Annotated in this window: 12 protein-coding genes; 8 read left to right on the top strand and 4 right to left on the bottom strand. The window is 72.5% G+C overall.

The features are described 5' to 3' along the window. The first annotated feature begins 79 nt into the window (after positions 1 to 79). The 3 genes from ACFYMU_RS11235 (at position 80) to ACFYMU_RS11225 (ending at position 6327) form a co-directional block, all read left to right on the top strand. Entirely contained in the window at positions 80 to 985 is a 906-nt protein-coding gene (locus tag ACFYMU_RS11235) for a S1 family peptidase (RefSeq protein ID WP_388371276.1), read from the top strand. 579 nt (positions 986 to 1564) lie between these two features. Beyond that, positions 1565 to 2608: a S1 family peptidase gene (locus ACFYMU_RS11230; RefSeq protein ID WP_388371405.1), complete on the top strand. Its 1044-nt coding sequence runs from the start codon at positions 1565 to 1567 to the stop codon at positions 2606 to 2608. Positions 2609 to 2877: 269 nt separating this feature from the next. Continuing rightward, positions 2878 to 6327 (top strand): DNA polymerase III subunit alpha, encoded by a 3450-nt coding sequence (locus ACFYMU_RS11225; RefSeq protein ID WP_388371274.1) that lies wholly within the window; start codon positions 2878 to 2880, stop codon positions 6325 to 6327. 58 nt (positions 6328 to 6385) lie between these two features. On the opposite strand, the gene ACFYMU_RS11220 is transcribed toward ACFYMU_RS11225, so the two are convergent. Continuing rightward, a complete protein-coding gene (locus ACFYMU_RS11220) occupies positions 6386 to 6760 on the bottom strand; it encodes a cupin domain-containing protein (RefSeq protein WP_388371273.1) in 375 nt (124 codons plus the stop codon). 110 nt (positions 6761 to 6870) lie between these two features. On the opposite strand from ACFYMU_RS11220, the gene ACFYMU_RS11215 reads away from it, so the two are divergent. From ACFYMU_RS11215 to ACFYMU_RS11205, 3 genes are all read left to right on the top strand, one after another. Beyond that, positions 6871 to 7317, top strand: coding sequence for a MarR family winged helix-turn-helix transcriptional regulator (locus ACFYMU_RS11215; protein WP_388371270.1), 447 nt, complete (start codon positions 6871 to 6873; stop codon positions 7315 to 7317). Positions 7318 to 7548: 231 nt separating this feature from the next. Continuing rightward, on the top strand, positions 7549 to 8406 hold the full coding sequence (locus tag ACFYMU_RS11210) for an esterase/lipase family protein (RefSeq protein ID WP_388371268.1): 858 nt from the start codon (positions 7549 to 7551) through the stop codon (positions 8404 to 8406). A gap of 207 nt (positions 8407 to 8613) precedes the next feature. Further along, on the top strand, positions 8614 to 9087 hold the full coding sequence (locus tag ACFYMU_RS11205; protein ID WP_388371265.1) for a GNAT family N-acetyltransferase: 474 nt from the start codon (positions 8614 to 8616) through the stop codon (positions 9085 to 9087). Between the two features lie 39 nt (positions 9088 to 9126). On the opposite strand, the gene ACFYMU_RS11200 is transcribed toward ACFYMU_RS11205, so the two are convergent. Then, entirely contained in the window at positions 9127 to 9261 is a 135-nt protein-coding gene (locus ACFYMU_RS11200) for a hypothetical protein (RefSeq protein ID WP_388371262.1), read from the bottom strand. Between the two features lie 137 nt (positions 9262 to 9398). Between ACFYMU_RS11200 and ACFYMU_RS11195 the strand changes: the two genes are divergently transcribed. Beyond that, on the top strand, positions 9399 to 10037 hold the full coding sequence (locus tag ACFYMU_RS11195; RefSeq protein WP_388371259.1) for a class I SAM-dependent methyltransferase: 639 nt from the start codon (positions 9399 to 9401) through the stop codon (positions 10035 to 10037). Between the two features lie 9 nt (positions 10038 to 10046). On the opposite strand, the gene ACFYMU_RS11190 is transcribed toward ACFYMU_RS11195, so the two are convergent. Both ACFYMU_RS11190 and ACFYMU_RS11185 read right to left on the bottom strand, forming a co-directional pair. Then, on the bottom strand, positions 10047 to 10547 hold the full coding sequence (locus ACFYMU_RS11190; protein ID WP_388371257.1) for a DUF402 domain-containing protein: 501 nt from the start codon (positions 10545 to 10547) through the stop codon (positions 10047 to 10049). After that, complete coding sequence (locus tag ACFYMU_RS11185; RefSeq protein WP_388371254.1) at positions 10528 to 11457, bottom strand: GNAT family N-acetyltransferase; 930 nt, start codon at positions 11455 to 11457, stop codon at positions 10528 to 10530. Before ACFYMU_RS11185 ends, ACFYMU_RS11190 begins: the two co-directional genes overlap by 20 nt. Positions 11458 to 11529: 72 nt before the next feature. Here ACFYMU_RS11185 and ACFYMU_RS11180 point away from each other — a divergent pair, with 72 nt between their 5' ends. After that, positions 11530 to 11898 carry a GntR family transcriptional regulator gene (locus tag ACFYMU_RS11180; protein ID WP_388371251.1) on the top strand — a complete coding sequence of 123 codons (369 nt, stop codon included), beginning with the start codon at positions 11530 to 11532 and terminating at the stop codon, positions 11896 to 11898. Positions 11899 to 11988 lie beyond the last annotated feature (90 nt).

Below are 11988 nucleotides of genomic sequence, written 5' to 3'. Positions count from 1 at the left end.
ACGGCACGGCCCCCGACTGCGACTCACGGGCCCCATCTCCCCCACGCGGGCCCCCGACTTCCCTTGGAGGGAACGACAAGTGAGGATCAAGCGCACCAACCCCACAAGCGGACTCGCGAGACGGACCCGGCTGATCGCCGTGGCCGCCGGACTCGTGGCCGCGGCCGCGTTCGCCGTCCCCACCGCGAACGCGAACGACGCACACACCTTCAGTGCGAACCAGCTCAGCAAGGCGAGCGACTCGGTGCTCAAGTCCGATGTCGCCGGCACGGCCTGGGCCGTCGACCCGACGACGAACCGTGTCGTCGTCACCGTCGACAACACCGTCTCCCAGGCCGAGATCGCGAAGATAAAGAAGGCGGCCGGCGGCAACGCCGACGCCCTCACCATCAAGCACACGCCCGGCACCTTCAACAAGCTGATCTCCGGTGGCGACGCCATCTATGCGAGTAGCTGGCGCTGCTCGCTCGGCTTCAACGTCCAGGACGGCAGCGGGAACTACTACTTCCTGACCGCCGGCCACTGCACCGACGGCGCGGGCACCTGGTGGTCGAACTCGTCGCACTCCACCACGCTCGGCAGCACCGCCGGCTCCAGCTTCCCCGGCAACGACTACGGCATCGTGCGGTACACCAACAGCTCGGTGACCAAGTCGGGCACGGTGGGCAGCGTCGACATCACCAGCGCGGCCACACCCTCGGTCGGCGCCACCGTCTACCGTCGCGGTTCCACGACCGGCACCCACAGCGGCCGGGTCACCGCGCTCAACGCGACGGTCAACTACGGCGGCGGCGACATCGTCTACGGCCTCATCCAGACCACGGTCTGCGCCGAGCCCGGCGACTCCGGCGGCCCGCTGTACTCCAGCGGCGGCGTCGCCTACGGTCTGACCTCCGGCGGCAGCGGTGACTGCACCTCCGGCGGCACGACCTTCTTCCAGCCGGTCACCGAGGCGCTCAGCGCCTACGGGGTCCACGTCTTCTGACCCTGCCACCGGCGCCCGCACACCGCCCGGCCCGCGCCCGGCGGCCGGCGAGCCCCCGCACGCGACCCGCGTGCGGGGGCTCGCCCTTGCCCGCGCCGCGGCGCGGCGGCCGGTGGCGGTGCGCCCCCGTGGCAGGCCGCGCCACCGCCCGGGCCCCGGGGCCCCCGCGGCCCCGGCCGCCGAGCAATCGGTGCAGGAGCAACGCCCGTCCGCCCCTCCCCTCCCGAAAACGGGTTCCGGCGGGTCGAGTTCCGGACAGGACCAGACCCCGTGGGCCGCACAGGGAAAACCCTGGCGTGGCATTTGCAGAGGGAACGCGGATCGGGAGACCAGGGGCCGGTCACGACGCGGGGGGCGCAGGCCTGTTGACGCGCGCGCGTCCTGAAGTCGGTCTTGTGTGCGCCCCCGGGCCTCGGAATAGTGGGCGCCGCACGTGGGCGCGGACGTGGCTTCTGTGGTGTACCGCCTCCGTGCCCGTACGCCTTCCGGTCCGCGGCGGTCCCCACAATCTCCGCGGCCGGTCCCCCCACAGGAGGACATGAGTTGAAGCACCGACACATACCCGAGCGGCGTGCCGTCATGGCCGGAGCGGGTGTCGCCGCGCTGATCGCGGCGGGCGTCACCTTCCAGAACGCGAACGCGAGCGAGGCCCCGCGGACCGGGACACCCCACATCCTCTCGGTCGCCGCGGCCGGAAAGCTCGCCTCGACGCTCGGCGGGGACCTGGGCACCGCCGCGGCCGGAACGTATTACGACGCGAAGACGAAGCAACTCGTCGTCAACGTGCTCGACGAGGCGGCCGCGAAGAGCGTCCGGACGGCGGGAGCCCGGGCCAGAGTCGTCCCGAACTCGCCGGCCGAGCTGGCGGCCGCCCGCACCACGCTGAAGGAGGACGCGACCATCCCCGGCACCTCGTGGACGACCGACCCGAGGAGCAACAAGGTCGTCGTGACCGCCGACCGCACCGTGTCGAAGGCCGAGTGGGCGCGGCTCACCAAGGTGGTCGACGGGCTGGGCGGGAAGGCCGAAGTCAAGCGGTCGAAGGGGAAGTTCACCCCCTTCGTCGCGGGTGGCGACGCGATCACCGGCTCCGGCGGGCGCTGTTCGCTGGGCTTCAACGTGGTCAAGGACGGCCAGCCGTACTTCATCACCGCCGGTCACTGCACCGAGGCGATCTCCACCTGGTCGGACTCCAGCGGCAACGTGATCGGGCAGAACGAGCAGTCGAGCTTCCCGGGCAACGACTTCGGCCTGGTCAAGTACACCGCGAGCGTCGACCACCCGAGCGAGGTCGACCTCTACGACGGCTCCTCGCAGTCGATCACCAGGGCGGCCGACGCGACCGTGGGCGAGCAGGTGACCCGCAGCGGCTCGACGACCCAGGTGCACTCCGGCACGGTCACCGGCCTGGACGCCACCGTGAACTACGCGGAGGGCACGGTCAGCGGCCTCATCCAGACCGATGTCTGCGCCGAGCCCGGGGACAGCGGCGGCTCGCTGTTCGACGGCGACGCCGCGATCGGCCTCACCTCCGGCGGCAGCGGTGACTGCAGCTCGGGCGGTGAGACCTTCTTCCAGCCGGTCACCGAGGCGCTGTCGGTCTTCGGCGCCCAGATCGGCTGACCCGCACGCCGGTCCGTCGGAGCCCCGCCCCGCACCCGGGGGCGGGGCTCCTGTCCGTCGGGTCGCCGCCGTCGGGACGGTGGTCACCGCCTCCCCGGGCCGCCCCTCCCTCCGGGCCCCGCGGCCATGCGGTCCGGCGTTTGCGCAGGTCGGGCGGGTGCAAGTGGATGTCGTACGACAGTTCGAAAATTAGTCTATGGTGAGGGTGAGGGAGATGGGAACGGACGTTCGAGAGTCGCCGTGCGGGGCTCAGGTCACTGGAGGTGCGTGTGCCCGGTTTCACGCATCTGCACACCGTCTCCGGGTTCTCCCTGCGGTACGGGGCATCACACCCGGAGCGGCTGGCCGAGCGCGCCGGTGAGCGGGGCATGGACGCCCTCGCGCTCACCGACCGGGACACCCTCGCCGGCGCCGTCCGGTTCGCCAAGGCGTGCGCGACGGCGGGCGTCCGGCCCCTGTTCGGAGCGGAGCTGGCGGTGGGGGAGCCGGAGTCCGTACGGCGGGAACACCGCCGCACCCCCGTGCGCGGCGGTGCCTTCGTCGACGAGTCGGCATCCCGCGCGGTCTTCCTCGCCCGCGACGGCGCCCGCGGCTGGGCCGACCTGTGCCGGCTCGTCACCGCCGCCCATTCCTCGTCCCGGGGCACGCCCCTGCTGCCCTGGGACGGCAACCACGCCGACGGGCTGACCGTTCTGCTCGGCCCCGACTCCGACGTGGGCCGCGCCCTCGCCGCCGGGCGACCGGACCGCGCGGCCAGGCTCCTCGCGGCCTGGCGGGAGGTCTACGGCGACGCCCTGCGCCTGGAGGCCGTCTGGCACGGGCGCACGGGCACCGGTCCCGGCTCGCTCCGCCTGGCCGCCCGCACCCTCGGCCTCGCCGCCGAACAGGGCGTCCGGCCCGTGCTCGGCAACGCCGTCCGGTACGCCGACCCGGGTCTGGGCCCGGTCGCCGACGTCCTGGACGCCGCCCGCCGCCTGGTTCCCGTCGACCCCGCCGCAGGGCTGGACTCCGGGGAAGCCTGGCTCAAGGGCCCCCAGGCCATGCTCGAGGCGGCCGAGCGGATCGTCGAGGCCGCGGGCTACCGGCGCGACACCGCCCACCGGCTGCTGGAGCAGACCCGGGCCACCGCGGCCGAGTGCCGGGTCGACCCCGAGGACGACCTCGGCATCGGCACCGTCCACTTCCCCGAGGCGCACCTCGTCGGCGCCGGCCGCCGCACCGCCCAGCGCGCGCTCGCCTCCCGGGCGGCGGCGGGCATGGTGCTGCGCGGCTACGGCGCCCGGCGCGCCTACTGGGAGCGGATGCACGAGGAACTGGACATCATCGCCCACCACGGCTTCGCCTCCTACTTCCTGACGGTCGCCCAAGTGGTCGACGACGTACGGAAGATGGGCATTCGGGTCGCCGCGCGCGGCTCCGGCGCCGGGTCCCTCGTCAACCATCTCCTCGGCATCGCGCACGCCGACCCGGTCGAGCACGGGCTGCTGATGGAGCGCTTCCTGTCCAAGCGCCGGGTGGCCCTGCCCGACATCGACATCGACGTGGAGTCCGCGCGCCGCCTCGAGGTCTACCGTGCGATCATCGGCCGGTTCGGCACCGAGCGGGTCGCCACGGTGGCGATGCCCGAGACGTACCGGGTCCGGCACGCGATCCGCGACGTGGGCGCGGCCCTGTCCATGGACCCGGCCGAGATCGACCGGATCGCCAAGTCCTTCCCGCACATCCACGCCCGCGACGCCCGCGCGGCCCTCGACGAACTGCCCGAGCTCAAGGCCCTGGCGGCACAGCGGGAGCGGTACGGCAGGCTCTGGGAGCTGGTCGAGGCCCTCGACGCCCTGCCGCGCTCGGTCGCCATGCATCCGTGCGGGGTCCTGCTGTCCGACGCCACCCTCCTCGCCCGTACGCCGGTCATGCCGACCAGCGGTGAGGGCTTCCCCATGTCACAGTTCGACAAGGACGACGTCGAGGAACTCGGCCTGCTCAAGCTCGACGTGCTCGGTGTGCGGATGCAGTCCGCGATGGCGCACGCGGTCGCGGAGGTCGAGCGGACGGCGGGGGAGCGGATCGACCTCGATTCCCTCGCCCCGGGCGACCCGGCGACGTACCACCTCATCCGCTCCACCGAGACGCTCGGCTGCTTCCAGATCGAGTCGCCGGGCCAGCGGGACCTGGTCGGGCGGCTCCAGCCGACCGGCTTCCACGACCTCGTCGTCGACATCTCGCTTTTCCGGCCCGGCCCGGTCGCGGCCGACATGGTGCGGCCGTTCATCGAGGCGCGGCACGGGCGGGCTCCGGTCCGCTGTCCGCACCCCGATCTGGAGGCGCCGCTGAAGGAGACGTACGGCGTGGTCGTCTTCCACGAGCAGATCATCCATATTTTGGACATCATGACCGGGTGCGGGCGCGACGAGGCGGACCGGGTGCGGCGCGGTCTGTCGGATTCCGAGGCGCAGGAGCGGATCAGGATCTGGTTCGCACAGCGGGCGGCGGCGAACGGGTACGACGCAGAAACGATTCAGCGCACCTGGGAGATCGTCGAGGCGTTCGGGTCGTACGGCTTCTGCAAGGCGCACGCGGTCGCCTTCGCGGTGCCGACCTACCAGTCGGCCTGGCTGAAGGCCCATCACCCCGCCGCCTTCTACGCGGGGCTGCTCACGCACGACCCCGGGATGTACCCGAAGCGGCTGCTGCTGGCGGACGCGCGGCGCCGGGGCGTGCCGATCCTGCCGTTGGACGTGAACAAGTCGGGGGTCGCCCATCGCATCGAACTGGTGTCTGAATCAGGGGAGTCCGGCGGGCCGCCCGGACCGGGCCGGACGGAGTGGGGACTCCGGCTCGCCCTGTCCGACGTGCACGGCATCAGCGAGGCCGGGGCGAAGCGGATCGAGGCCGGGCAGCCGTACGCCTCGCTGCTCGACTTCTGGGAGCGGGCGCGGCCGAGCCGTCCCGTCGCCGGGCGGCTCGCCCAGGTCGGCGCACTGGACACGTTCGGCGCCAACCGCCGTGACCTCCAGCTACACCTGGCCGAGCTGCACCGGGGCGCCCGCGGCGCGGTCGGGGACCAACTCCCTCTGGCCGGCGGGCGGAAGACCGCGTCCGCCGGGCTGCCCGACCTCTCCCCGGCGGAGCGGCTCAGCGCCGAGCTGGGCGTGCTCTCCATGGACGCCTCGCACCATCTGATGGACGATCACCGTGCGTTCCTCGACGAACTGGGCGTGGTGCCGGCGCGCCGGCTGCGCGAGGCCGAGCACGGGGAGACGGTGCTGGTCGCGGGCGCCAAGGCGGCCACCCAGACGCCGCCGGTCCGCTCCGGCAAGCGGGTCATCTTCACCACCCTGGACGACGGTACGGGCCTGGTGGACCTGGCCTTCTTCGACGACTCCCACGACGCGTGCGCCCATACCGTCTTCCACTCCTGGCTGCTGCTGGTGCGCGGGGTGGTGCAGCGGCGCGGGCCGCGCAGCCTGAGCGTGGTGGGCGCCGCGGCCTGGAACCTCGCCGAACTGATCGAGCTGCGCGTCGAGGGCGGTCTCGACGTGGTGGCGGCACGGCTGGCGGAGCCCGCACCGGAACGGCCCGAGGGTGACGCCGCGAAGGGCCGCCGCATCCGGATGTCCACGGGGTACGAGATGAACCCCTGGGCCGACATGCGTCCCGCCGGTGAGGGCCCGGCGGGCGGGAGGAAGCTGTGGCACCAGAGTCCGGGGAGCGCGGGATGACCGCCTCGCCGCGGGCGTGATGCCGGGGCGCCCGGCCGCACGGTCCCTTCGCGGCGGTTCAGCCGGCCCACGGCGGGGCGACGCGGGTGCCGTCGGCCAGCTCCGCCTCCAGGCCGATGGACGTGGTGACCCATGAGACGGCGGTGTCCGGTGTCGGGTTCTCGACGCCCAGGGTCGCACCGCGGTTGACGATCACCGTGTCGCCCGCGGTGATCCGCTCGGTGCGGCCGTCGAGCGTGATCAGCAGCTCGCCGCTGAGCAGGTGGAAGATCTCCTCCCGGGTGACGGTGTGGAGGGGGGCCCTGGTGCCCCCGGGGATCTCGCCGCGCCATGCGCACAGTTCCCTGCTTCCGTTCAGGGAAGTGGCGTACGAGACGAAACGGGCGCCGTGCATCTCATGGGTGACGGCTTCGGACGAGCGGACGACGGGCATGGAAGCCTCCTGCTGTCGGGCGGGTAGATGGTCAAGCTGCTTGACCAAGTTGCGACGCCCCTTATGGTCAAGGAGCTTGACCGGTCTGTCAACGGTGTTTCAATGCCTGTGTGCAGAACTCCGAGGCCATGGGCCTGACCGCCGCCCTGCTCGCCGTCGCCGGTGAACTCACCCGGCGTATCCATGAGGGCGTGGAGGCGCGCGGCTTCGAGGGCCTGCGGCCCGCGCACGGCTTCGCGTTCGCCCGGCTCGCCCCGGACGGTGCGACCGTCACGGACCTGGCCGCCCACCTCGGGGTCACCAAGCAGGCCGCGAGTCAGCTCGTCGAGGAGATCGTCCGCAAGGGGTACGCCGAGCGGCGGCCGCACCCCGACGACGCGCGGGCCCGGCTCGTCGTGCTGACCGAGCGCGGCCGCGCCTGCACGCGGGCCGCGGAGGAGGCCGCGGCCGAAGCGGTGCGGCCGTGGGTCGAACTGCTGGGCGAGCGTGAGATCCGCGCGCTGTCCCGGCGGTTGTTCGAGATCGCACCCTGTGGGCCGATACGGCCGACCTGGTGATGATCCGTCACTTACGTCGGGTGGTTATCAGCAGGCGCGTGAAGACACCCGCTATCACTGGAAGTTTTTACTGACGCGTAACTTCACGCTTCCACTACTCGCCCGTAACTTGATGGGTGAACAGACAGCATCCTTGTGATCCGGATCACCAGGCGTCGTCAATGCCGTCGTCACGGCCGTCGTCACGGCCGTTGCACCTCCTCCTCCCCTGAGCCGCAAGGAGATCACCCGATGCTGCCCTGGAAACGACTGCTCAGACCACTGGCCGCGGTCCTGCTGACCACCGCGCTCGCCGTCGCTCCCGCCGCCGCAGCCCACGCCGCCGCCCCGAGCAGCGGCTGGAACGACTACACCTGCAAGCCGTCCGCGTCCCATCCCCGCCCCGTCGTCCTCGTCCACGGCACCTTCGGGAACTCCGTCGACAACTGGCTGTCCTTCGCCCCCTACCTGGAGGACCGCGGCTACTGCGTCTTCTCGCTCGACTACGGCCAACTGTCGGGCGTCCCGGTCTTCTACGGGCTCGGCTCGATCGCCGACTCCGCCGGGCAGCTCCAGACCTTCGTCGACAAGGTGCTCGCCGCGACCGGCGCCGCCAAGGTCGACATCGTCGGCCACTCGCAGGGCGGCATGATGCCCCGCTACTACCTCAAGTTCCTCGGCGGTGCCGCCAAGGTGAACACCCTCGTCGGCATCGCGCCCAGCAACCACGGCACCACCCTGGACGGGCTCACCCAGCTCCTGCCGTACTTCCCCGGCATCGAGGACCTGCTCACCACCGCCACGCCCGCGCTCGCCGACCAGGTGGCCGGTTCGGCGTTCCTGACGAAGCTCAACGCGGGCGGCGACACCGTGCCCGGCGTCCACTACACGGTCATCGCGACGAAGTACGACGAGGTGGTCACGCCGTACCGCACGCAGTTCCTCAGCGGATCCGACGTCCACAACGTCCTGCTCCAGGATCTGTGCGCGGTCGACCTCTCCGAGCACGTGGCGATCGGCCTGTTGGACCGGATCGCCTTCCACGAGGCGGCGAACGCGCTCGATCCGGCGCACGCCACCGCGACCACCTGCGCCTCGGTGTTCAGCTGACGGCGGCGCCCCACCCGGCCGCGGCGCCCCCGGCCGCCGCGGCCGTCGCCGGGGGTCTGTCCGGCCTGAGCCGCCGGACAGACCCCGAAGATCCCGCCGACCGCCACCAGGAAACCGCGGAATCGCCTGCTCGGGGCGGCCGGAGGGGATCCTTATGGTCGCGTTAAGGGAGTGCTGAGACTGCGATCAGGTACGTACCGTGCCGTCATGAGGTACTTCACCAGGCCCCCCGTGCCGGCCGCGGAGATCAGGCCGGCCGTCGCCGCGGACGTGCCGGCCGTGCGGGCCGTGACCGACGCGGCGTACCACCCCTACATCGAGCGCATCGGGGTCGTGCCCCAGCCCATGGAAGCGGACCACGCGGCGAACGTGGCCGCCGGGCGTGTGTTCGTGACGGGAGAACCCGTGGACGGGCTCGTGGTGGTCGAGGCGTTGCGGGACCATCTCTTCCTCGACAGCATCGCCGTGCACCCCGACGCCCGCGGCCGGGGCGTGGGGCGGCGGCTGCTCGCCTTCGTGGAGGCGCGTGCGCGCGCGCTCGGGCTGTCCGAGATCAGGCTCTACACGAACGCGATGATGTGGGAGAACCAGCAGATCTATCCGAAGTACGGGTACGAGGTCGTGGAGCGCCGCGTCGACGGACCGTACGACCGCTTCCACTACCGCAAGCGGCTGGAGTGAGCGTCCTCGCGCTGCCGCCGCGGGGCACGGGCGGGCCGCTCAGCCCTCCGGCCACCAGACGCGGGCGATGTCCTTGCGCACCTCCGGACGCTCGGCGGGGCGCTCGTCGGACTCCTCCCGCACGCGGCGGGCATCGGTCCTCTTCAGGGGCTTGTGCACGGTCACTCGGCGCATGGCTGCCTCCTTGTGCCTACCGGATACCGCAGCCTGTGCGGGGGCAGACCCTCTCGGCGAGGGTTTTTCGTGGGCCCCGGCCTGTCTGTGGCTTCTGTCATGACTCGACTGTCAGTGGTGCCTGTCACCCTGGCGACATGACCAGGAACATGACCAGGAACAAGGCGACCGAAACCTCCACGGGCACAAGCGCGGGAGTGGACTGGGACGCCGCCTCCGCCACCTTCGACGACGAGCCGGACCACGGGCTGCGTGATCCGGTGGTACGCGAGGCGTGGGCGGCGCGGCTGGAGGCCTGGCTGCCCCGGCGTGCCTGCGACGTCCTCGACCTGGGCTGCGGCACCGGCAGCCTCTCCCTTCTCGCCGCCGAGCGCGGGCACCGGGTCACCGGGGTGGATCTGTCGCCGGCCATGATCGAGCTGGCCCGCGCCAAACTGGCGGGCCGTGACGCCGTGTTCCTGGTGGGTGACGCCGCGGCCCCACCGGTCGGCGAGCAGCGCTTCGACGTCGTGCTCGTCCGCCATCTGCTGTGGGCGCTGCCCGACCCCGGCCGGGCCCTGCGGCACTGGCGGGGTCTGCTGCGCCCCGGAGGGCGCCTCGTACTGGTCGAAGGCGTGTGGGGCACCACGAGCCCCCTCGGCATCCCCGCCGACCGTCTCGCCGCCCTCCTCGCCCCTCTCGCCGGGGACGTCCGCGTCGAGCGGCTGTCGGACGACGCCCGGCTGTGGGGGAGGGAGGTGGACGACGAGCGGTATGCGGTGGTGGCGGTGGGCTGACCGTCCGGCTCACGCCAGCAGCGACGCGAAGCCGCCCTCGCGGGCGAGGAGTTCCAGGGTGTCCAGGGCCCGTTCGGCGGCCTCGGCGGCCTCGGGGTCGGCCGCCGCCAGGCCGCTCGCGGCGAACTCGTCCTCGTCCAGGCGCAGCACGGTCGAGCCGTCCGCGGAGCGCCACAGGTCCAGATCCAGGTCCTCGACGACGAGTTGGGCGCCGGAGAGGGTGGCCGGGCGGGTGATGTCGCAGTACCAGCCCTTGAGAGCCCCCTGCCCGTCGCGGACCTCCTTCACCGCGTACCAGCGGTCCCGCCAGTAGTACTCGGTGAAGACGTCACCGGGCTCGAACCGCACGAAGCCGAAATCACGTACGCCCTCGCCCGCCCAGGAGGCGCGCACGGCGATCCGGGTGCCGTCGTCGTCGACCAGCACGGCGGGATAACGGATCTTCGTACGCCCCGCCTTGACCAGGACCACCTCCACCACGGCGGCCGGCTCAGCCGAGTTCGCGGACATACCGCACCTCCGTCGCACAGATCTCGTAGCCGAACCACTCGTTGATCGCGATCATCGGGGCGTTGCCCGCGTCGTTGCCCGTGAACGCCTGCGTGTATCCGGCGGCGCGGGCGCGGTGCAGGGAGTGGTTCTTGGCGAGCTTGGCGAGGCCGCGGCCGCGGAACGCGCGGGCGGTGCCGGTCATCGCGGTGGAGTAGGCGGCGGCGCCGTCGGTGCGGGCGGCGGTGAAGGCGGCGGGGCGCCCGTCGGCCACCGCCACCATGGTCAGTTCGGGGCTGAACAGCGGGTGCCGCCAGCTCTCCTCGAGCCACGCCTCGTAGTCGGTGAACTCCGCGTCGATGTCGCTCGGTTCGTCCGCCATCGTCTCCGCGTCCAGTTCGAACAGGGGCCGCGGGTCGTCCGCGAAGTCCGCGCCCGTGCGCAGTTCGACGCCCGGCGGGGGATCCTGGAGCGGCGGCAGGCCGCCGTTCGCCAGGTCCAGGCGGAGGAAGTGCGCGGAGCGGCTGGCCCGGTAGCCGTGCCGCTCGGCGAACACACGGTTGCCGGGCTCGTCCAGGACCCAGGACAGCAGCCGGGTCGCGCCCACGGCGGTCAAGTGCTCCTCGGCGGCGCGGACGAGGACGGACCCCGCGCCGCGGCCTCTGCGCTCCGGGTGCACGTACACGTTGACGTTCCCCTGGCCGGGCTCCCGGCTGTCGTGGGCGAGGTGGACCTGGGCCGTGCCGATGATCTCGCCGTCCTGCTCGGCGACCAGCGGCCGGTAGCGGGCGTCGGGATGCAGGTGGGCGATGTCGTGGGCCAGGGCCTGCGGGCTGTACACCATGAACGGCAGGGCCCGTTGCCGGACCCGCACGAACCCCTCGGTGTCGGCCCGTACGTCCGGGCGCACATCACGCACGATCACTGTCATGTCGGCGCACGGTACGCGGGCGGCGGCCGGGGTGCCTCTCAATTTTCCGCCGGGTGCGGGAGAATCGCCTATGTGACCTTGAAGATCCACATCGACGGGAGCGCACCGCCGTACGAGCAGGTTCGGGCGCAGATCTCCGAGCAGGCCCGGTCGGGGGCGCTGCCGGTGGGATACCGGCTGCCGACCGTGCGCGGGCTCGCCGAGTCCCTCGGCCTCGCGGCCAACACGGTCGCCAAGGCGTACCGGGCGCTGGAGGCGGACGGGGTGATCGAGACGCGCGGCCGCAACGGGACGTTCGTGGCCGCCGCCGGCTCGGCCGCGGAGCGTGAGGCGGCGGCTGCCGCCGCCCACTATGCCGAGCGGGTGCACCGCCTCGGCCTCAGCGAGTCCGAGGGCCTGGCGGCGATCCGGGAGGCCCTGCGGGCGGCGTACCGGGAGTAGGGCAGGCGGGGCGCGCCCGTGCCGTGCCGCGGGCGTCGGCGGGGCCGCGCTCGTGTCGTGCCGCGGGCCCGCCGAGCGAGCGGACGGGTG

Origin of the sequence: Streptomyces sp. NPDC007264 (genome assembly GCF_042869095.1) — a bacterium.
Taxonomy (GTDB): Bacteria; Actinomycetota; Actinomycetes; order Streptomycetales; family Streptomycetaceae; genus Streptomyces.
The sequence above is the reverse complement of the archived record's forward strand: the minus strand, read 5'-3'. Positions and strand labels throughout refer to the sequence as shown.

Coding starts and splice junctions, on each gene's coding strand:
- ACFYMU_RS11220 (WP_388371273.1), bottom strand. CDS start 6,760: ATGCCCGTCGTCCGCTCGTCCGAAGCCGTCACCCATGAGATGCACGGC.
- ACFYMU_RS11205 (WP_388371265.1), top strand. CDS start 8,614: ATGAGGTACTTCACCAGGCCCCCCGTGCCGGCCGCGGAGATCAGGCCG.
- ACFYMU_RS11200 (WP_388371262.1), bottom strand. CDS start 9,261: ATGCGCCGAGTGACCGTGCACAAGCCCCTGAAGAGGACCGATGCCCGC.
- ACFYMU_RS11185 (WP_388371254.1), bottom strand. CDS start 11,457: ATGACAGTGATCGTGCGTGATGTGCGCCCGGACGTACGGGCCGACACC.
- ACFYMU_RS11230 (WP_388371405.1), top strand. CDS start 1,565: ATGGCCGGAGCGGGTGTCGCCGCGCTGATCGCGGCGGGCGTCACCTTC.
- ACFYMU_RS11195 (WP_388371259.1), top strand. CDS start 9,399: ATGACCAGGAACATGACCAGGAACAAGGCGACCGAAACCTCCACGGGC.
- ACFYMU_RS11190 (WP_388371257.1), bottom strand. CDS start 10,547: ATGTCCGCGAACTCGGCTGAGCCGGCCGCCGTGGTGGAGGTGGTCCTG.
- ACFYMU_RS11210 (WP_388371268.1), top strand. CDS start 7,549: ATGCTGCCCTGGAAACGACTGCTCAGACCACTGGCCGCGGTCCTGCTG.